The following is a 17455-nucleotide window of genomic DNA, read 5'->3' as shown; positions in this document are numbered from 1 at the left end:
CAACTGGCAATTCGTCCTTATCAATCGAGACAATAAAAAATCACAATGCGTCGTTTGTTTGCTGTTTCCCTGATCACGCTAACGTATTTATCCACTTCACACGTAGTTGCATTGGATAAGATTAGCCAGCTTGAAATCGATACCCGTGGTATCGACTCTCGATTCGGGCTGATACAGCTTTCCAATTTCAGCCGTCCTGTTACCAATTTGGCGGCCGACTCGTTGGAGGCATTGGCCCGTTATCGCTTCATTTTGCCACCAGAGGCGGATAGACAAGTCAAGCTGGAGGCACAACTGGAAAACAGCCTGACCATATCGCACCCATCAGGGGGAATCACGCTGACCGACTGGAAACATTACCGAAGCGAATGGCAAACACTCCAACGCCTTGACAAAGTAGAGTTTGCTGGCCCGCGTTTTGCCGATGGGGAAGAAGGCCGCTTCCCGTCAGTAACAACAAAAGAAATTCATCAAATACTGAACAAGCATCCCGAGCGATCGGAAAGCGTGTTACGGCAAGCAGAGAATTGCACCACAGCCATGACATTCCCTTGCTCAGTCAATGCCAGTTTGGTGCGGGTACGCCTAATGTACCGTCAGGGTAACGACTGGTCGATTCTGCACGAGATTCGCTTTGATCTCCCCCCGCCGTAATGACTGAACGAATCCAACCACACTATAATTCCTGAATTCCTGCACCCGGGTAACGATGGAGTTTGTTACATGTCCGAGCAACGCCAGCACCCAAGAATGCAGTTGCATTTACGCGCCGCCGTCTTTGTGGCTGGCTCGAGAGAACCAATCAAGGGCCAGACCGTGGAGGTATCAATCAGCGGTGCGGGTATTCTCACCGATGTAGCATTGCGCATCGGACAGCAATATCGGTTGATTCTCGAATTTTTCAACGCCGCCACCAACAGCAAGCAATACCTTGAGACACAGATTGAGGTCGTCCATTGCTCTTTGGTGGGTAACATTAGCCAGTTTCGTTGCGGTGTGAAATTCGTGCAGCCATCAGCTGACTTCAAGACAAAAATTGGCAAATTGATTCGTGGCTGATCCGGCATTGTTTTCGTCGAGTCAGCCTGGATGGTTGATCCCCCTTGTCCACCGTCCTTGACCATACGCCAATGCCCCCGGCAGCAGAGGTGATCGGATGAACAACCAGCGTACCCTGCCCGACCACATCGCCGACTATCTGATTGCCAAGATTTTCATTGGCGACCTGAAGCCAGGGGACAAACTTCCTCCGGAGCGCCTGTATGCTGATCAACTCGGCGTGGATCGTACCTCGCTACGTATGGCGCTGAAACAACTAGCCCGAATGAACCTGATTCGATCGGTACAAGGATCGGGCATCACCATTTCCGACTATCGGGAACACAGCGGCATTGACTTTCTTGCATGCGTATTTAGCATTGAGCAACTGGATCTGGGTGGGCGTTTTTTATTAGAAGCACTTGATCAATGGGTATTTTTTATGCCATTGACCGTAATGATGGCTGCCAGCCATCAGGAAAGTCGGCGGCAGGCGGCTACAATTGAAGACATTCTGGCGTGTCAATTGTCAGCACTGCAAAACCCGCATGGTCTGAGCACCATCATTACATTGGAAATCGAACTGCAGAACATGCTGAACAGGCAGCTAGGCAGCATAATGATGCAACTGATCGGTAATTCAACTTCGTTACTGCGGCGGCGCATCGCCAAGCTATTTTTCGAGCACGGTGACCCAGCACACCATATCGCCTTTCACCAAAACCTCCTTCGACAAGTGCTGGCTGGTGACATACAAGGCTACCATTTGATGGATCACTACCGGCACTACCTGCGTGAAGCAACCGAACCATTACGAGTCTACCTGCACAGCCTACCTCCCGAACCCAAATTGATCCGCTCCCCGCTTTAAAACGTCATCAGGCCAAACACCCAGTTGATGGCCACATTCCGATCAACTGGCAAACGACATCAAGATATGCCAAAGCCGCATATCCATTCTGCTAGCGCAGTCTCGTCCCTTATCGCTATGATCACCATCAAGAGCAAAAACTCTACTCACTATCCACTTTCTGGAGGTGTGCACTCATTCGACCGCAATACATCAGCCAGCCAATCCCACATAGAACAATGATGGCATTCGTGGCAGACCTCAGTTCAATCATCCGGGGCATACCAACACCAGGCAAAGGAGAGACAAGATGCAGAGAATCTGGCAGCAGCACTATCCGATCAACACCCCTCATGAAATAAATCCTGACCAGTATTCGTCAATTGTAGTAATGCTGGATGAAGCTGTGACCAGATACGGTGATAAGCCCGCTTTCATCAACTTAATGACACCCATGAGCTATCACGAACTGGATCAACATGCCCGCCACTTTGCAGCTTATCTGCAACAGGTATTGGGGTTGAAAGCAGGTGATCGGATAGCGCTGATGATGCCCAATTCGTTGCAATATCCCGTCGCCATTTTCGGGGCATTACGAGCTGGTTTGGTCATCGTCAACGTCAACCCGCTTTATACCGCGCGGGAGCTGACGCACCAGCTAAACGATGCAGGCGCTCAAACGATCCTGATTGCAGCCAATTTTGCCACCACACTTCAAACAGCCTTAGCTCAAACACCAATCAAACACATCATCGTTACTGAGCTGGCCGATTTATGCCCTACCCCAAAACGCTGGCTACTAAACTTCGCAATCAAGCACGTCAAAAAGCTGGTACCTTCGTATTTCTTACCTGGTGCAATACGTTTCAAACAAGCCTTACACAAAGGTGCTCAACATACTTTGATTGCACCAGTATTACACCATACCGACATTGCATTTTTGCAATACACCGGCGGAACGACCGGCCTATCAAAAGGGGCCATGCTCACGCATCGCAATATCATCGCCAATGTGCTGCAAATTACTGCAGGCGCGCAGATCACCGAAAACGAGATCATGATAACGGCGTTACCGATCTATCACGTGTTTGCCCTGGTTGCCAGCATTACGTTCTTCATGGCCGGTGGATCCAACATCTTGATCACCAATCCTCGCGATACCGATACTTTTATCAAAGTGATCAAGGATGCCCAGTTCACAGCCATCATCGGCGTCAATACACTGTTCAACGCACTGCTGAACAACCCCAACTTCGATCAAGTTGATTGCTCTCGCTTGCGATTCTCGCTATCTGGCGGCATGGCTACACAGGAAGCGGTCGCAACTCGCTGGCAGCAACGTACCGGATGTATGATCCTGGAAGGCTATGGCCTGACTGAAGCGGCACCGGTTGTCTCCATCAATCCACCACAAACGCCTACCTTCACCGGTACAGTGGGATTGCCCTTACCATCCATCGATGTCCGCATTGTCGATGCGCATGGCAACGCACAAGGTATTGGCGAACCCGGCGAGCTCTGTGTCAAAGGTCCGAACGTGATGATCGGATACTGGCATCGCCCCGAAGAAACCCGCAAGGTACTCAGCCCGAATGGATGGCTGATGACGGGCGACATTGCCCAACTGGAGGCTGACGGCCGTATTCGTATTGTTGACCGCAAGAAAGATATGATTTTGGTTTCGGGATTCAATGTCTACCCGAATGAAGTAGAGAATGTCATCGCACAACACGCTGGTGTGCTGGAAGTAGCTGTCATTGGGATGCCACATGACGACAGTGGCGAACTGGTAAGGGCCTATATTGTCAAGAAAGATCCAATTCTGACAGAGCACAATGTCATCGAACACTGCAGACAATTGTTGACTGCATACAAAGTACCAAAAGAAGTGGTGTTTCGTGAAGACTTGCCCAAAACCAATGTTGGCAAGATTCTACGCAAAGATCTACGAGACGAAGCGCTGGCAGCGCTGAAAACGCCGATAGAAACGACATGAGGGTTCGTAGCCAGCACAGCAGAATCGTACCAGCAGTGGGTACCGCACTGCACAAATGTCAGGCATGTGCATACATCACCACCTATACTAAGGTTGAGCCCAATTGCTAATGCGGGTGATGCCCATGCCAGACAACGCCCAGATCCTGCAACAACTGACTGCCCTCTCCAATTTCATTGACAGCGAGGGTAGCTTGGATGACCGGCTATACGAACTTGCTGAATTGGCTGCAAAAATGTTGTCTGCGGATTATTGCTCTTTGATGCTATTAAGCCATGCTGACATTGGAGATGTCCAGCTCAAGTTGGTCGCCAGCTATGGCCCTTTGCATCAAGATGCAATGGACGTTTCCGTACGTAAGGGCGAAGGAATCGCCGGCCATGTACTGGAAACCGGTCGGTCGCTCCTGATCGCGGACATTGAACAATCGCCCTTTGCAGACTATGCCAAACGATGTGATGACCCTCGGAAATCGATGATCTCCTCACCGATCATCCTCAACAGTGACATCATTGGCGTTATCAATATCAGCGGCAATCGCCACAAACGACCGTTCAATATCGATGACCAGCACCTATTGGATATTGCCGCACTGTTCATTGGCAAAGCCATTCAAGTCATCCAATTGCAGAATGTTCTGAATTCACGCTTTGCACAACTCGCCTTGCTGCAACGCCAAACAGAAGGCAACTCTCCCTTTGCATTCAACGCAACACAAAACCCGGACCAGCTAGCACGCATTCTGGCCAAGACCTTCTACCGAGAACTTACCCGTGCTGGGTTCAATCCCAATCAAATCATCAGTACTGCCACCGAAATCATCCATCAGCTCAATGACAATATTGCCAAGCACAAAAAACGGTTGGATCGTCGAGAGTAAATACAGCCAATTTGTCAGTTGACTTAAAGCCCAGTAAAATCGTCGACTACTCCCGATCCTAACCTTGCTGTTTCTTGCTCCGCATCAAAAATCCCCCTTTGCTAATAGTTGACTGATTTAATCGGGAATTATATACTGCCAGTCAGTTATCCAAACTCTTCGCGTCACAAGGACAGTCCATGCGCCTCACCACCAAAGGCCGCTTCGCCGTTACCGCCATGCTCGATCTGGCGTTACGCCAGGGTAATGGCCCCGTGACGCTGGCAGGCATTGCCGACCGGCAGCGCATCTCGCTGTCTTATCTTGAGCAATTGTTTGGCAAGCTGCGCCGCCGCCAACTGGTAGAGAGCGTACGTGGGCCCGGTGGTGGCTATTGCCTGGCCAAACCACCTCAGGACATTTCAGTTGCCGAGATAATCCAGGCAGTGGATGAGCCAATTGACGCCACTCAATGTGGTGGCAAGGAAAACTGTCTGGAAGAGCATCGATGCATGACCCACGATTTGTGGGCAAGCTTGAATGTCACGATTTTCGAATATTTGGCGTCGGTATCACTGGGCCAGCTGGTAGAAAGCCAGCGAGCCAAGGAACACGCCTGTGATGTCGCCGTCCTGCAAGATAAACGCGTAACCGGCAACAAGCCGACCGCGGGTGCTTCGGTCTGAACCCGCACCCTTTACCGACACTTGGAGAGCATCGCATGACCAAACTCCCGATCTACCTGGATTATTCGGCTACCACGCCTGTTGATCCACGGGTCGCGCAGAAAATGATTCCCTATCTGACCGAACTCTTCGGCAACCCCGCATCCCGTTCGCACAGCTTCGGCTGGGAGGCGGAAAAAGCCGTGGAAGAAGCGCGTGAACAGGTAGCTGCATTGGTCAATTGCGATCCAAAGGAAATCGTCTGGACATCCGGTGCGACCGAGTCCGACAACCTGGCTCTAAAAGGCGCTGCGCACTTTTATCAGACCAAGGGTAAACACATCATCACCATCAAGACTGAACACAAAGCAGTGTTAGACCCTTGCCGTGAACTGGAGCGCGAAGGCTTTGAGGTGACCTATATGGCACCTGAAGAGAATGGTTTGTTGGATCTTGGGAAACTGCGTGACGAGATCCGCCCGGATACCATCGTGATCTCGGTGATGATGGTCAACAACGAGATTGGCGTAGTTCAACCCATTGCCGAGATTGGTGAGCTATGCCGTGAAAAAGGCATTATTTTCCATGTGGATGCAGCCCAGGCTACCGGTAAGGTAGAAATCGATCTATCCAAGCTGAAGGTCGATCTGATGAGTTTTTCGGCCCACAAGACTTATGGGCCGAAAGGTATTGGTGCATTGTATGTGCGCCGAAAGCCACGTGTGCGTCTGGAGGCGCAGATGCATGGTGGTGGTCACGAGCGTGGTATGCGTTCCGGCACCCTGGCGACTCACCAGATTGTCGGTATGGGGGAAGCCTTCCGTATCGCCAAAGCAGACATGGCGGCAGAAAACGAACGCATCCGCACGTTGCGTGATCGCTTGTGGCAAGGTCTGCAAAGCATTGAAGAAGTCTATTTGAATGGCGACATGGAACAGCGCGTGCCGCATAACCTGAACGTCAGCTTCAACTTTGTTGAAGGTGAATCCTTGATCATGGCGATCAAGGATCTGGCGGTATCAAGTGGTTCAGCCTGTACTTCCGCCAGTCTTGAGCCCTCCTATGTGTTGCGAGCCCTAGGCCGTAACGATGAATTGGCACACAGCTCGATCCGTTTCTCGATCGGCCGCTTCACTACAGAGGAAGACATCGACTTCACCATCAACCTGCTCCGACAGAAAATTGGCAAGCTGCGTGAGATGTCACCCTTGTGGGAGATGTATAAAGACGGTATCGATCTGAATACCGTTCAGTGGGCAGCACATTGACTTTAAGGCCGGACGTTGTCTGGCCAGTATTCAGGCAATAGCCTGAACGCATTGATCAGGAGTACGACATGTCTTATAGCGACAAGGTGATTGATCACTACGAAAACCCTCGAAACGTGGGTTCATTTGACAAGGGCGATGGATCGGTAGGCACCGGAATGGTTGGTGCACCGGCCTGTGGCGACGTGATGAAGTTGCAGATCAAGGTAAACGAACAAGGCGTGATTGAGGATGCCAAATTCAAAACCTATGGCTGTGGTTCGGCAATTGCTTCTTCATCACTGATCACCGAATGGGTCAAGGGCAAGACACTGGATCAGGCCATGGATATCAAGAACACCCAGATTGCCGAAGAGTTGGCATTGCCACCGGTGAAAATTCACTGCTCAATCCTGGCAGAAGATGCCATCAAGGCCGCTGTTGCAGATTACAAAGCCAAGCATACCGCCTGACCAGGAGAAACTGTTCCATGGCTATTACATTATCAGAACGCGCCGCCAAACATGTATCGAATTTTCTGGCCAAACGGGGCAAAGGGGTCGGCATCCGTCTGGGTGTACGTACTTCGGGCTGCTCCGGTATGGCTTACAAACTGGAATTCGTTGATGAAGTGGTCGACAGCGACCTGACATTCGAAAGCCATGGTGTAACAGTCATCACTGATGCCAAAAGCTTGCCATATCTTGATGGTACAGAGCTGGACTTTGTGCGCGAAGGGCTGAACGAAGGCTTCAAGTTCAACAACCCAAACGTCAAGAACGAGTGCGGCTGCGGGGAAAGTTTCAACGTCTGATCTTATGGATCTGACTGCCTAAGCCGCAGGCAGACGCTTGCGGCTTTTTCGTGGCAACGCGGATAAGGATTTCATGAGCATCGATTTCAGACAAAACCACTTCGAACTGTTCGGCTTGCCAGTGCGCTTCGAACTGGATTTGAGCGCCCTTGAACAAGCTTATCGCCGCGTTCAATCAGAGGTTCATCCGGATCGCTATGCTCATCTGAGTGATGCCGAAAAGCGTCGGTCACTGCAATGGGCAACCCAAACCAACGAGGCTTACCAAACACTACGCAAACCGCTGAGCAGAGCCCGTTACTTATTGCACCTGGCGGGGGTGGATACCCAGGAAGAAACCAACACGGCGATGCCTTCCGAATTTCTGATGGCACAGATGGAATGGCGTGAGGCCATTATGGAAGCCAAGTTCAGCCAGAACGTGGCGGAGCTGGAACAGCTCTCCCGCCGCCTGCGCCATGAAGTGAATGATCTGCACCACACGCTGCACACATTGCTGGATGAAGAAGGCCGTACCGATCTGGCGGCCACCACAGTTCGCAAACTCAGGTTCATGGAAAAACTGGATGAAGAAATCGGCAATGCGATTGATGCAACCCTTTCCTGATCCAGCGATCCATTGCAATTCGTCGGCATGCTGCCTTGTTTTGATTTAATTTTTTGAAAAGTGCCGCTCAACATGGCTCTCCTGCAGATTTCCGAACCCGGACTTTCCACCGCCCCTCATCAGCATCGGCTGGCTGTTGGTATTGACCTCGGCACCACCAATTCGCTGGTGGCCACCGTGCGCTCCGGCGCTGCTACCGTATTGGATGACGAGCAAGGCCGCCCATTGTTACCGTCTGTGGTGCATTACCGTGCAGATCAGCATGTGGATGTTGGTTTTGCCGCGCAAGCCCGCCAGAATGACGACCCGCACAGCACCATCGTCTCCGTGAAACGATTCATGGGGCGCGGTCTGCGCGATATCGAAGGCCACGAGAATCTGCCTTACAAGTTTGTCGATGCACCTGGTATGGTCCAATTGCGTACCACGGCTGGCATCAAAAGCCCGGTGGAAGTCTCCGCAGAAATTCTCAAACGCTTGAAAGAACGTGCCGAGAAGAGCTTGGGTGGAGAATTGACGGGCGCGGTGATCACGGTGCCCGCCTATTTTGACGATGCACAACGCCAAGCCACCAAAGATGCAGCCAAACTAGCCGGCCTGGAAGTGCTGCGTCTGCTGAATGAACCGACCGCTGCCGCAGTGGCTTATGGCTTGGACAACAACAGCGAAGGCACCTATGTAGTGTATGACTTGGGGGGGGGCACATTTGACGTATCCGTCCTCAAACTTACGCTGGGGGTGTTTGAGGTACTTTCCACCAGTGGCGATTCTGCACTCGGCGGGGATGACTTTGATCATCGCGTGTACTGCTGGGCCTTGCAACAGGCTGGCGTTACCCTGCCCTCTGCCCGTGATACCCGCTTGCTGCTGACCAAATCCCGCTCAGCCAAAGAAGCACTCACAGATCACGGCGTGGCCGACATCACCGCCATTCTATCTGACGGCAGTGTAGTCAATCAGACGATCACCAGTGAAATCTTCACCGACATCAGCCGCACGCTGGTCAACAAAACGCTGATTCCCGTTCGCAAAGCGTTGCGCGACGCCAAACTGACCATTGATGACATTGATGGCGTTGTCATGGTTGGCGGAGCCACCCGCATGCCCCAGATTCGCCGAGCCGTTGCCGATTTCTTTGGCAAGGAACCTTTGACCAATCTGGACCCAGACAAGGTCGTCGCACTGGGCGCCGCCATTCAAGCCAACGTGCTGGCGGGCAACAAGGCACAGGATGACTGGTTGCTGCTAGATGTGATTCCGCTCTCGTTGGGATTGGAAACCATGGGCGAGCTGGTGGAAAAAATCATTCCGCGCAATTCAACCATTCCAATTGCCCGTGCGCAGGAATTCACGACATACAAAGATGGCCAGACAGCGATGGCGATCCACGTATTGCAAGGCGAACGGGAGTTGGTAAGCGATTGCCGTTCGCTGGCGCGTTTTGAGCTGCGTGGCATCCCTCCGATGGTTGCAGGTGCCGCCCGCATCCGCGTGACTTTTCAGGTCGATGCAGATGGTCTGCTGTCGGTTTCTGCCCGAGAACTCAGTACCGGCGTGGAAGCCAGCATTGCGGTGAAACCCTCTTACGGTCTGGGTGACGATGACATCGCCCGCATGCTGCAGGAATCCATGCAGCATGCCAGCGAGGATATGGGCGCACGCAACCTGCGGGAAGCGCAAGTTGAAGCCCAGGCCTTGATTGATGCAACCGATACTGCGTTGGCGCAGGATAGCAGGTTACTGGACGAGACCGAGCGTACCACGGTCCAAGCCAGTATAGACACACTGCGTCAGGCCTTGCATACGGCCGATGCTTCAACCATCCGTCAATTGACCGATGCCCTCAACCATGCCACTGCCGATTTCGCCGCCCGCCGCATGGATGCCAAGATTCGCCAAGCCCTGGCCGGGCAAAACATTACCAGTTTGGAGTAAGCCATGACCCAGATCGTCGTTCTGCCGCACCATGAAGTCTGTCCTGATGGTGCTGTGATTGAGGCAGAGCCCGGTACCAGTATTTGTGATGCATTGCTGGAGCACGATATTGAAATCGACCATGCCTGTGGCCAGGTGTGTGCCTGCACCACCTGTCACGTGGTGATCCGCGAGGGCTTCGGTTCGCTCAACGATCCGGATGAAGATGAAGAAGACATGCTGGACCGAGCTTGGGGCCTGGAACCCACATCGCGTCTGTCCTGTCAGGCCAAGGTTGGTAACATCCCGCTAGTTGTCGAGATTCCCAAGTATTCACTGAATCACGCCAAGGAAAACCACTGATGGCCGACAGTCCAAGCCAGGCTCGTGTGCGCCAAGCCTTGGATGCTCAGGGGCTGGCCACTGACATCGTCGAATTCGATACCCATACCCGAACGTCGCACCAGGCGGCAGTGGCCATTGGTTGCGATGTGGCACAGATTGCCAAATCTCTGGTCTTCCGATGTCAGCACAGTGGACAAGCGTTACTGGTGATCGCCAGTGGTGCCAATCGCATTTGCGAACGCAAGCTGGCAAGCCTGATCGGTGAACCCATTGGCAAAGCCGATGCCGACTTTGTTCGCAGCCAAACTGGCTTTGCCATTGGTGGTGTCGCCCCATTTGGCCATATCACCCCAATCCGCATTGTGATCGATCAGGACATTCTGCACTTTGATGCAATGTGGGCAGCGGCAGGCACACCCAACAGTGTGTTCCGTATCCGACCGAAGGATTTGGTGAGCGCCAGTGGCGGCACCTTGGCCGATGTTCGTCTAGATTGAAGTATCCCAGGAGCCTGATATGAAATGGACTGACTCTCGCGTGATCGCAATTGAGCTGAGCGAAGCTCACCCTGATATTGATCCCAAAAACATTCGCTTCACTGACTTGTTCAACTGGGTTGTCGCCCTACCAGACTTCAACGACGACCCGAAACATTGTGGTGAAAAGATACTGGAAGCCATTCAAATGGCCTGGATCGACGAAGCAGAATAGCAACCCACTCCAATCCAAACCGGCCGCATGCCGGTTTATACCTATACACCGACCTGGGTGCCGAACCAGGCCAATACCAGTAGCGACCGTTTCATGTCGACACCTATTCAGCCCGCCGAGCTCGCTTTCACCGAAGCAGGTATTCCCTTCTCCTCAGCCTTTGATGACATCTATCACTCCGATGATGGCGGTGTAGGCCAGGCGCGACACGTGTTCATGGGCGGTAACGATCTGCCAGCACGCTGGCGGAACAAATCGCGATTCGTAATCCTGGAAACCGGCTTTGGCCTGGGGCTGAACTTTCTTACCACGTGGCAGGCCTGGCGGGCTGACACTGCACGGTGTGACACACTGCATTTCATCTCGCTGGAAAAGTATCCGTTTTCGGCGGATGACTTACGGACACTCCATCAGCAATGGCCGGACTTTACCGACATGGCCAATGAGCTGCAGCAACAATGGCCCCTGTTGGCACCCGGTACACACCGCTTGCACCTGGAGGGTGGCCGAGTCTGCCTGACGCTGATCTTTGGTGATGCGTTGGATGCATTGCCAAAGCTGGTCGCCGAAGTGGATGCATTCTATCTGGATGGATTTGCACCCTTGAAAAACCCGGCGCTCTGGTCGCCCCCCCTATTCAAACAAGTTGCGCGCTTGGCCGCACCTGAAGCCACGGCTGCAACCTATACGGTCGCGGCAATCGTGCGCGAAGGCATACAATCTGTGGGTTTTCGTTGGGAGAAACGACCCGGCTTCGGTAAAAAGCGCAACATGCTGAGCGCTCGTTACCAGAACCCACGTCCAAGCCATCTGCAAATCCCCGTTACCCAGCGTGCAATTGTCTTGGGTGCTGGCCTAGCCGGTACCAGCGTAACTGAACGACTGACCGCACGCGGCTGGCACATCACCTTGATCGATCGGCGCAGCGGGCCCGCACAGGAATGTTCCGGCAACCCCGTGGGTGCGCTATTGCCATTGATGTCATTGGATGACAATCGCCAATCGCGCCTGAGCCGGGCCAGTTTGTTATATGCATGGCGTCACCTACGCCATATCAGTCCAGGTCAAGTGGACTGGTGGCAATGTAATGGTGTATTGCACCAGGCCAGTGACGAGACTGATTTTCAGCATCAGGCTCAGGTGGTTGATACCCTGGCACTGCCAGCCGAGTTTGTACACATGGTCAATCGCGAAGAAGCCAAGCAATGCGTTGGTCGCCCTGTGACTATTGGTGGATGGTGGTTCGGCCAAGCAGGTTGGGCCAATCCCGGTTCAATCTGCCAAGCCAATCTCGACAAGGCTGGGCCGCTGCTAACAACCCGTTTTAATACCGAGGTTAAACAGATTGTCTACGATGACAAGTTGCACGAATGGCGCTGCCTAGATCGCACGGGCCAGCTAATCGCCAGCGCTCCCATGCTGATTTTGGCCAACGCCGGTTATGCCCATTTGTTCACTCCCAGTCAGCATCTGCCATTAAGTCAGGCCTGGCGACAGTTGACCTGTATTCCTGCGACACAAACACCAACACTCAATCATGTAGTATGTGGCGATGGCTATATCACCCCGGCCTGGCGCGGCATTCGTGCGATAGGTGCCAGTACCGCCAGCGGCCCAGCCCAACCAGATGTAGCTGGCCACCACGCCAATCTGGGCCTTGCAGAAAGGCTCTTACCAGGATTCACACAAGGCCTGCAAGCTGCCTTGCAAGCCGGCCGAGTCAGTTACCGTCCGGCCACGCCTGATCGCTTGCCCATCGTTGGCCCTATTGCCGATGCTTCAGCCTTCAACCCGCGTAAGCACCATCGACCACAACTAGTACCGCGGCAAGCTGGCTTGTTTGCCCTACTGGGGTTAGGTGCCCGGGGATTGACCTGGTCCGCGCTGATGGCAGAGCTGCTGGCCAGCCAGATTCATGCTGAACCGTTACCACTTGAACGTGATTTGGTCGATGCCGTTGACCCAGCACGCTTTTTACTAAGGGCGCAAATCAAACCGACTGACGATTGACCCTGCTGGGGATGAAACTAGACCCTCGAGACCATTCCTACGACACGGACCAAGCGAGGGATATTTGTAACACCTTCGCGTAATGGGGCACCTGTTCCTAGTCACAGTCGTCAGGTAATCGGGTTCCGTCGTCACCATTCGCGCCATCAAGGCTATTGCCAGCCGTCCCATGCTTTGGTTAGGCTTGTCATATCCCTTCCAACCCAGTCAGGGGCATCTCACCACCGTGAGATCGATATTCTGACTGGCCAGACAACAACCAATACGATACTGATTCCAAACTGAGGAGTAAGCATGACTTCACGTTTTCTGCCCGAGCAGGAGATTCGCCCATTCAGCCCACCAGAGCGCCTGCTGCTGGGCCCAGGCCCGTCCAACGTGCCGCGACGGGTACTGGATGCATTGGCCCGCCCGACCATCGGCTATCTCGACCCGGCGTTCGTCACCATGATGGACGAACTCAAAAGCCTGATGCGCTATGCGTTCCAGACCCACAATGCGCTGACCTTTCCGGTATCCGGCCCGGGTTCCGCCGGGATGGAAATGTGTTTTGTGAACCTGGTCAGCCCAGGTGACAAAGTGATTGTGTGCCGAAATGGCGTATTCGGCGGCCGAATGGTGGAAAATGTCGAACGCTGTGGCGGTATTGCCGTGACAGTGGACGACCGCTGGGGAGAACCCGTGGACCCGAACAAGCTGCGTGAGGCATTAAAGGCCAATCCAGATGCCAGGGTCGTCGCCTTCGTCCATGCCGAAACTTCAACAGGCGCTTTTTCAGATGCCCAAACCCTGTGCAAAATTGCACAAGATGCGGGTTGCCTGACCATTGTGGATTGCGTGACCTCACTAGGTGGCATTCCAGTTCAAGTAGATGAATGGGGTGCCGATGCAGTGTATTCTGGAAGCCAGAAATGCCTGTCCTGCGCACCTGGGCTTTCACCGATCACCTTCTCAGATCGGGTGGTGGAACGCGTGAAAAACCGCAGCCGCAAGGCGCAAAGCTGGTTTCTCGATCTCGACCTGCTGCTCGGCTACTGGGGTGCCACTACGCGCACCTACCACCATACTGCGCCCAATAATGGCTTGTATGCGTTACACGAATCGTTCTTGATGTTGCGAGAGGAAGGTTTGCAACAAGCCTGGGCACGCCACCGTCATCACCACAACATGCTGCGCACTGGGTTGGAAGCCATGGGCATTCAGTTCCTGGTCAAGGAATCAGCCCGCCTGCCACAGCTCAATGCCATCCTGATCCCTGAAGGTGTGGATGACAAAGCAACCCGCACCAGACTGCTGAGCGAGTTCAGCATCGAGATTGGTGCAGGCCTAGGGGAGCTGGCCGGAAAAGTATGGCGGATTGGTTTGATGGGCTATTCCAGCCGGGCAGACAATGTGTTGCAGTTATTGTCGGTGCTGGAACGGGTTCTAGCTGATGCCGGCCACCCGATTACACCCAATACAGCGCTAGATGCCGCCCAGTCAGTGTGAATGCCATCAAATGAAAAAGTCAGCCTTGGGCTGACTTTTTCATTTGAAACTACAGCAAATCAGGCCTGGGGCATTTCACCACCCATCACCTCAATCAAATCTGGCAACAGATTAGCCAATTCACCGGTCATGATGGCGAAGTTGGCATCGAACTGCTCTTCGGCATTATCCGCACCACTCTCCTTGGCTTGCTCCTGCAACATATCCAGAAACGCCAGTTTTTTCACCTGAAGGTCTTCTGTCACCATCATTGACAGACGATCCTGCCAGGTCACAGCCAACTTAGTCACCAATTTGCCCGCGGCCAGATGGTTACGCACCTCATCGGCATGCAGATCCTGTCGGCTACACCGCACCACGGCACCGTCTTCACCTGGGGTTTTCAGCTCGCAGTCATCGTCAATCGTGAAAATGGCAGGCGGCTCACCGCTCTGCAACCAGTCGGTCATGATCAGGCTGGCATTGCCTTGGGTACGCAATGGACTGGCACGCAGGCCATCAATGCACTTGCGCAACCATTCCAGCATTTCTTCGCCCTTTTTGGGTGAACCAGCATCAACGACAATCCAGTGGTTAGCCGGGTCAATGTAAGCCCAAGTTTGTCGAACACGGCTGAATGCACGTGGCAGCAGTTCTTCTGTCACGCGTTCAGACAAATCTCGGCGTTCTTTCTTACCGACTTTGCGGTCCTGCTGCTCTTCGATCTCAACCACTTTGACTTCGACCATTTCTTTGACGACCGATGACGGCAAGATCTTTTCTTCCGCAGCCAAGGTAACCAGGTAACAGCCATGCACCGGGTAGACCAGTGCTTCAGACAGTTTCGGACGTGGGGCGCGGAAACCGACCGTGCTCATCTCCATCTTGCCACAACGTTGAAATTGCGCACGACGCAGGGATTCATCGATCTGTTCGGCATCCAGGGTAAAGTCGGCTTGCAGGCGAAACAGTTGCAGATTCTTGAACCACATATGGAACACATCCAAAGTCTGATGAAGGCCGGGCATTTTATCCCAGGCAACGACGGCTGGCACGCCGTAGATTTCCCCAAGTATCCCAGCTACTGATCAGACGATAGGCGGGTTTTCTTCCCGCAGCTTCTCGTCATCCTCCAGATAGGCTTTCGTCAGACTCATCGCGGTTGCCATCAGCACGGGACCCAGTACGACACCCAGAAAGCCAAAAACAGCAATGCCGCCCAAAATCGAGATGAACATCAACAGTTCATTCATCTCACTATGGCCGGACATCAGGATTGGCCTCAACAGATTATCAACCATGCCGATCACTCCAAAACCCAACCCCAGCAGGACGATGCCACTGACGATCTCACCGGTGGCCATCAGCCACAATGCCGTGGGCAGCCAGACCAAAGCGGTACCAATCGCAGGCAACAAGGCTAGGAAAGTCATCACCAGCCCCCAGAACAGGGCGCCATTGATACCCAGCGCAAAGAAAATGATGCCGCCCAGCGTTCCTTGCACCAAGGCGACCAGCAGGCTGGTGGTAACGCTGGCAAAGATCAGATTGCGGGTCTGTCCCAGCAGACGGTCGCGACGGATATTGGAAAAAGGCATCAGGCGACGGACATAATCCGCAAGGCGGGGACCATCCCTCAGGCAGAAATACAGTGCGAACAAAGTGACCAGCAAATCCAGCAGAAACAAGGCAGATTTGCTGGCAACAGCCGCAGTTTGCCCAGCAACAAAAGCGGCAGCCTTCTTCATGCCATCATTGAGCATTTCCTTCAATTCCTCCATGGGCGGCAACGGCAGATGAGCTTGCGCCCATTCCCAGGTGCTGAGCAACATCGGGGGCAACTGGGGAGAACGCCCGTCGCCCAATACCCCTTGCAGCGCGGAGATCCCCGAATAGGCCTGCCGCACCAGTTCCGCGGCCAAGCCCAAGGCAGGTAATACCAACAATAAGGTCACCAGAAACGTAGTCAGCAAGGCAGCTCGGCGTGGCGTCATGCGCCCTTGTAGTTTGCGATGCATCGGGTAGACACTGACAGCCAGCACACCTGCCCAGCACAACGGCACCAGAAAGGGCTGCAGCATCTGATAAAGCAGGTAGAAGATGATGGCAATGAACAAATAGAACACCACTCGCGACAAGGCGTAGTGTTGAGGATCTTTGATCACGGGCTGCTCCTAGAAAAGTTGAGTGGATTCTATCTGATAAATCACACCATGCCAGTTGGGAAATCAATCCACTGGCGCCGTTTGCCGGCGTTCGGGCAGGCAATGTTGCTATACTGGATTGCACCACGACTACTTGAGCCTGCCATGAAACTGATTGCATCACTCACCAGCCCCTATGCCCGCAAAATTCGTGTTGTACTGATCGAAAAACGTATTGCCTGCGAACTGGTGGTCGATATTCCCTGGAACGCTGACACTCAGGTCCCAGCCTATAATCCGTTGGGCAAGGTACCTGTATTGCTTGCCGACGATGGCGAAGCTTATTATGACTCACGCGTGATTGCGGAGTATCTCGATACCGTAGTCAGCCACCCCAGCCTGATCCCTGCAAATGCCCTACAGGCTGTTCATGTCAAACGGCTGGAAGCTTTGGCAGATGGCATTTGTGATGCCGCCGCCGCAACATTTCTGGAGAAAAAACGCCCACCAGCACAGCAAAGTACGGAGTGGATACAGCGCCAGCTGGACAAAATCGATACCGGCCTGGCGGCACTGGCCAAAACAGCGGAAGACACCTGGCTGGTGGGCGGACAACTGAGTTTGGCGGATATTGCAGCGGGATGTACGCTCGGTTACCTGAACTTGCGCTTTCCCGACATCGACTGGCGACACCGACATCCGCAACTGCAAAGCTATTTTGACCGGTTGATGACGCGGGAATCTTTCCTGCAGACGATACCACCGGTCGCCTGACGACAGTCATCGGT

At 53.4% G+C, this 17455-nt stretch carries 19 protein-coding genes; 17 read left to right on the top strand and 2 right to left on the bottom strand.

The window, feature by feature from the left end; genetic code table 11:
* Nucleotides 1-111: 111 nt before the first annotated feature.
* The 16 genes from FFS57_RS17200 (at nt 112) to FFS57_RS17125 (ending at nt 14544) form a co-directional block, all read left to right on the top strand.
* A complete protein-coding gene (locus FFS57_RS17200) occupies nt 112-654 on the top strand; it encodes a hypothetical protein (RefSeq protein ID WP_137939049.1) in 543 nt (180 codons plus the stop codon).
* Between the two features lie 69 nt (nt 655-723).
* Entirely contained in the window at nt 724-1059 is a 336-nt protein-coding gene (locus FFS57_RS17195; protein WP_137939048.1) for a PilZ domain-containing protein, read from the top strand.
* Between the two features lie 97 nt (nt 1060-1156).
* Nucleotides 1157-1909 carry a FadR/GntR family transcriptional regulator gene (locus FFS57_RS17190; protein WP_137939047.1) on the top strand — a complete coding sequence of 251 codons (753 nt, stop codon included), beginning with the start codon at nt 1157-1159 and terminating at the stop codon, nt 1907-1909.
* Nucleotides 1910-2198: 289 nt separating this feature from the next.
* The gene (locus FFS57_RS17185) at nt 2199-3884 is read left to right on the top strand and encodes an AMP-binding protein (protein ID WP_137939046.1); all 1686 of its coding nucleotides are present in this window, start codon (nt 2199-2201) and stop codon (nt 3882-3884) included.
* 124 nt (nt 3885-4008) lie between these two features.
* On the top strand, nt 4009-4764 hold the full coding sequence (locus tag FFS57_RS17180; protein WP_137939045.1) for a GAF domain-containing protein: 756 nt from the start codon (nt 4009-4011) through the stop codon (nt 4762-4764).
* Between the two features lie 179 nt (nt 4765-4943).
* Nucleotides 4944-5429: a Fe-S cluster assembly transcriptional regulator IscR gene (iscR, locus tag FFS57_RS17175; protein WP_137939044.1), complete on the top strand. Its 486-nt coding sequence runs from the start codon at nt 4944-4946 to the stop codon at nt 5427-5429.
* 35 nt (nt 5430-5464) lie between these two features.
* The gene (locus FFS57_RS17170; protein WP_137939043.1) at nt 5465-6676 is read left to right on the top strand and encodes an IscS subfamily cysteine desulfurase; all 1212 of its coding nucleotides are present in this window, start codon (nt 5465-5467) and stop codon (nt 6674-6676) included.
* A 68-nt stretch (nt 6677-6744) separates the two neighbouring features.
* Complete coding sequence (gene iscU / locus FFS57_RS17165) at nt 6745-7128, top strand: Fe-S cluster assembly scaffold IscU (RefSeq protein ID WP_137939042.1); 384 nt, start codon at nt 6745-6747, stop codon at nt 7126-7128.
* Between the two features lie 17 nt (nt 7129-7145).
* On the top strand, nt 7146-7469 hold the full coding sequence (gene iscA / locus FFS57_RS17160) for an iron-sulfur cluster assembly protein IscA (RefSeq protein WP_137939041.1): 324 nt from the start codon (nt 7146-7148) through the stop codon (nt 7467-7469).
* Nucleotides 7470-7542: 73 nt separating this feature from the next.
* Nucleotides 7543-8076 (top strand): Fe-S protein assembly co-chaperone HscB, encoded by a 534-nt coding sequence (gene hscB, locus FFS57_RS17155; RefSeq protein WP_137939040.1) that lies wholly within the window; start codon nt 7543-7545, stop codon nt 8074-8076.
* A 72-nt stretch (nt 8077-8148) separates the two neighbouring features.
* On the top strand, nt 8149-10011 hold the full coding sequence (gene hscA, locus FFS57_RS17150) for a Fe-S protein assembly chaperone HscA (protein ID WP_137939039.1): 1863 nt from the start codon (nt 8149-8151) through the stop codon (nt 10009-10011).
* A gap of 3 nt (nt 10012-10014) precedes the next feature.
* Complete coding sequence (fdx, locus tag FFS57_RS17145; RefSeq protein WP_137939038.1) at nt 10015-10353, top strand: ISC system 2Fe-2S type ferredoxin; 339 nt, start codon at nt 10015-10017, stop codon at nt 10351-10353.
* Nucleotides 10353-10832 carry a YbaK/EbsC family protein gene (locus tag FFS57_RS17140; protein ID WP_137939037.1) on the top strand — a complete coding sequence of 160 codons (480 nt, stop codon included), beginning with the start codon at nt 10353-10355 and terminating at the stop codon, nt 10830-10832. The genes fdx and FFS57_RS17140 overlap by 1 nt, the downstream gene beginning before the upstream one ends.
* Before the next feature lie 19 nt (nt 10833-10851).
* Nucleotides 10852-11046 carry a Fe-S cluster assembly protein IscX gene (iscX, locus tag FFS57_RS17135; protein WP_137939036.1) on the top strand — a complete coding sequence of 65 codons (195 nt, stop codon included), beginning with the start codon at nt 10852-10854 and terminating at the stop codon, nt 11044-11046.
* Nucleotides 11047-11073: 27 nt separating this feature from the next.
* A complete protein-coding gene (mnmC, locus tag FFS57_RS17130; RefSeq protein ID WP_249384043.1) occupies nt 11074-13056 on the top strand; it encodes a bifunctional tRNA (5-methylaminomethyl-2-thiouridine)(34)-methyltransferase MnmC2/FAD-dependent 5-carboxymethylaminomethyl-2-thiouridine(34) oxidoreductase MnmC1 in 1983 nt (660 codons plus the stop codon).
* Nucleotides 13057-13350: 294 nt separating this feature from the next.
* Entirely contained in the window at nt 13351-14544 is a 1194-nt protein-coding gene (locus FFS57_RS17125; RefSeq protein ID WP_137939035.1) for a pyridoxal-phosphate-dependent aminotransferase family protein, read from the top strand.
* A gap of 59 nt (nt 14545-14603) precedes the next feature.
* Here the strand turns inward: FFS57_RS17125 and FFS57_RS17120 are convergent, their stop codons facing one another.
* On the bottom strand, nt 14604-15515 hold the full coding sequence (locus FFS57_RS17120; protein WP_171014029.1) for a recombination-associated protein RdgC: 912 nt from the start codon (nt 15513-15515) through the stop codon (nt 14604-14606).
* 96 nt (nt 15516-15611) lie between these two features.
* Nucleotides 15612-16688 carry an AI-2E family transporter gene (locus FFS57_RS17115; protein ID WP_137939033.1) on the bottom strand — a complete coding sequence of 359 codons (1077 nt, stop codon included), beginning with the start codon at nt 16686-16688 and terminating at the stop codon, nt 15612-15614.
* 144 nt (nt 16689-16832) lie between these two features.
* On the opposite strand from FFS57_RS17115, the gene FFS57_RS17110 reads away from it, so the two are divergent.
* Nucleotides 16833-17441: a glutathione S-transferase gene (locus FFS57_RS17110; protein WP_137939032.1), complete on the top strand. Its 609-nt coding sequence runs from the start codon at nt 16833-16835 to the stop codon at nt 17439-17441.
* Nucleotides 17442-17455: the final 14 nt, after the last annotated feature.

Source organism: Chitinivorax sp. B (assembly GCF_005503445.1).
GTDB lineage: Bacteria > Pseudomonadota > Gammaproteobacteria > Burkholderiales > SCOH01 > Chitinivorax.
Note: the sequence above shows the minus strand (reverse complement) of the source record. Positions and strands in the feature narration are given on the sequence as shown.

Coding starts and splice junctions, on each gene's coding strand:
- FFS57_RS17140 (WP_137939037.1), top strand. CDS start 10,353: ATGGCCGACAGTCCAAGCCAGGCTCGTGTGCGCCAAGCCTTGGATGCT.
- FFS57_RS17195 (WP_137939048.1), top strand. CDS start 724: ATGTCCGAGCAACGCCAGCACCCAAGAATGCAGTTGCATTTACGCGCC.
- iscR (WP_137939044.1), top strand. CDS start 4,944: ATGCGCCTCACCACCAAAGGCCGCTTCGCCGTTACCGCCATGCTCGAT.
- hscB (WP_137939040.1), top strand. CDS start 7,543: ATGAGCATCGATTTCAGACAAAACCACTTCGAACTGTTCGGCTTGCCA.
- fdx (WP_137939038.1), top strand. CDS start 10,015: ATGACCCAGATCGTCGTTCTGCCGCACCATGAAGTCTGTCCTGATGGT.
- mnmC (WP_249384043.1), top strand. CDS start 11,074: ATGCCGGTTTATACCTATACACCGACCTGGGTGCCGAACCAGGCCAAT.
- FFS57_RS17185 (WP_137939046.1), top strand. CDS start 2,199: ATGCAGAGAATCTGGCAGCAGCACTATCCGATCAACACCCCTCATGAA.
- FFS57_RS17110 (WP_137939032.1), top strand. CDS start 16,833: ATGAAACTGATTGCATCACTCACCAGCCCCTATGCCCGCAAAATTCGT.
- FFS57_RS17190 (WP_137939047.1), top strand. CDS start 1,157: ATGAACAACCAGCGTACCCTGCCCGACCACATCGCCGACTATCTGATT.
- iscX (WP_137939036.1), top strand. CDS start 10,852: ATGAAATGGACTGACTCTCGCGTGATCGCAATTGAGCTGAGCGAAGCT.
- iscU (WP_137939042.1), top strand. CDS start 6,745: ATGTCTTATAGCGACAAGGTGATTGATCACTACGAAAACCCTCGAAAC.
- FFS57_RS17180 (WP_137939045.1), top strand. CDS start 4,009: ATGCCAGACAACGCCCAGATCCTGCAACAACTGACTGCCCTCTCCAAT.
- FFS57_RS17125 (WP_137939035.1), top strand. CDS start 13,351: ATGACTTCACGTTTTCTGCCCGAGCAGGAGATTCGCCCATTCAGCCCA.
- FFS57_RS17170 (WP_137939043.1), top strand. CDS start 5,465: ATGACCAAACTCCCGATCTACCTGGATTATTCGGCTACCACGCCTGTT.
- FFS57_RS17120 (WP_171014029.1), bottom strand. CDS start 15,515: ATGTGGTTCAAGAATCTGCAACTGTTTCGCCTGCAAGCCGACTTTACC.
- iscA (WP_137939041.1), top strand. CDS start 7,146: ATGGCTATTACATTATCAGAACGCGCCGCCAAACATGTATCGAATTTT.
- hscA (WP_137939039.1), top strand. CDS start 8,149: ATGGCTCTCCTGCAGATTTCCGAACCCGGACTTTCCACCGCCCCTCAT.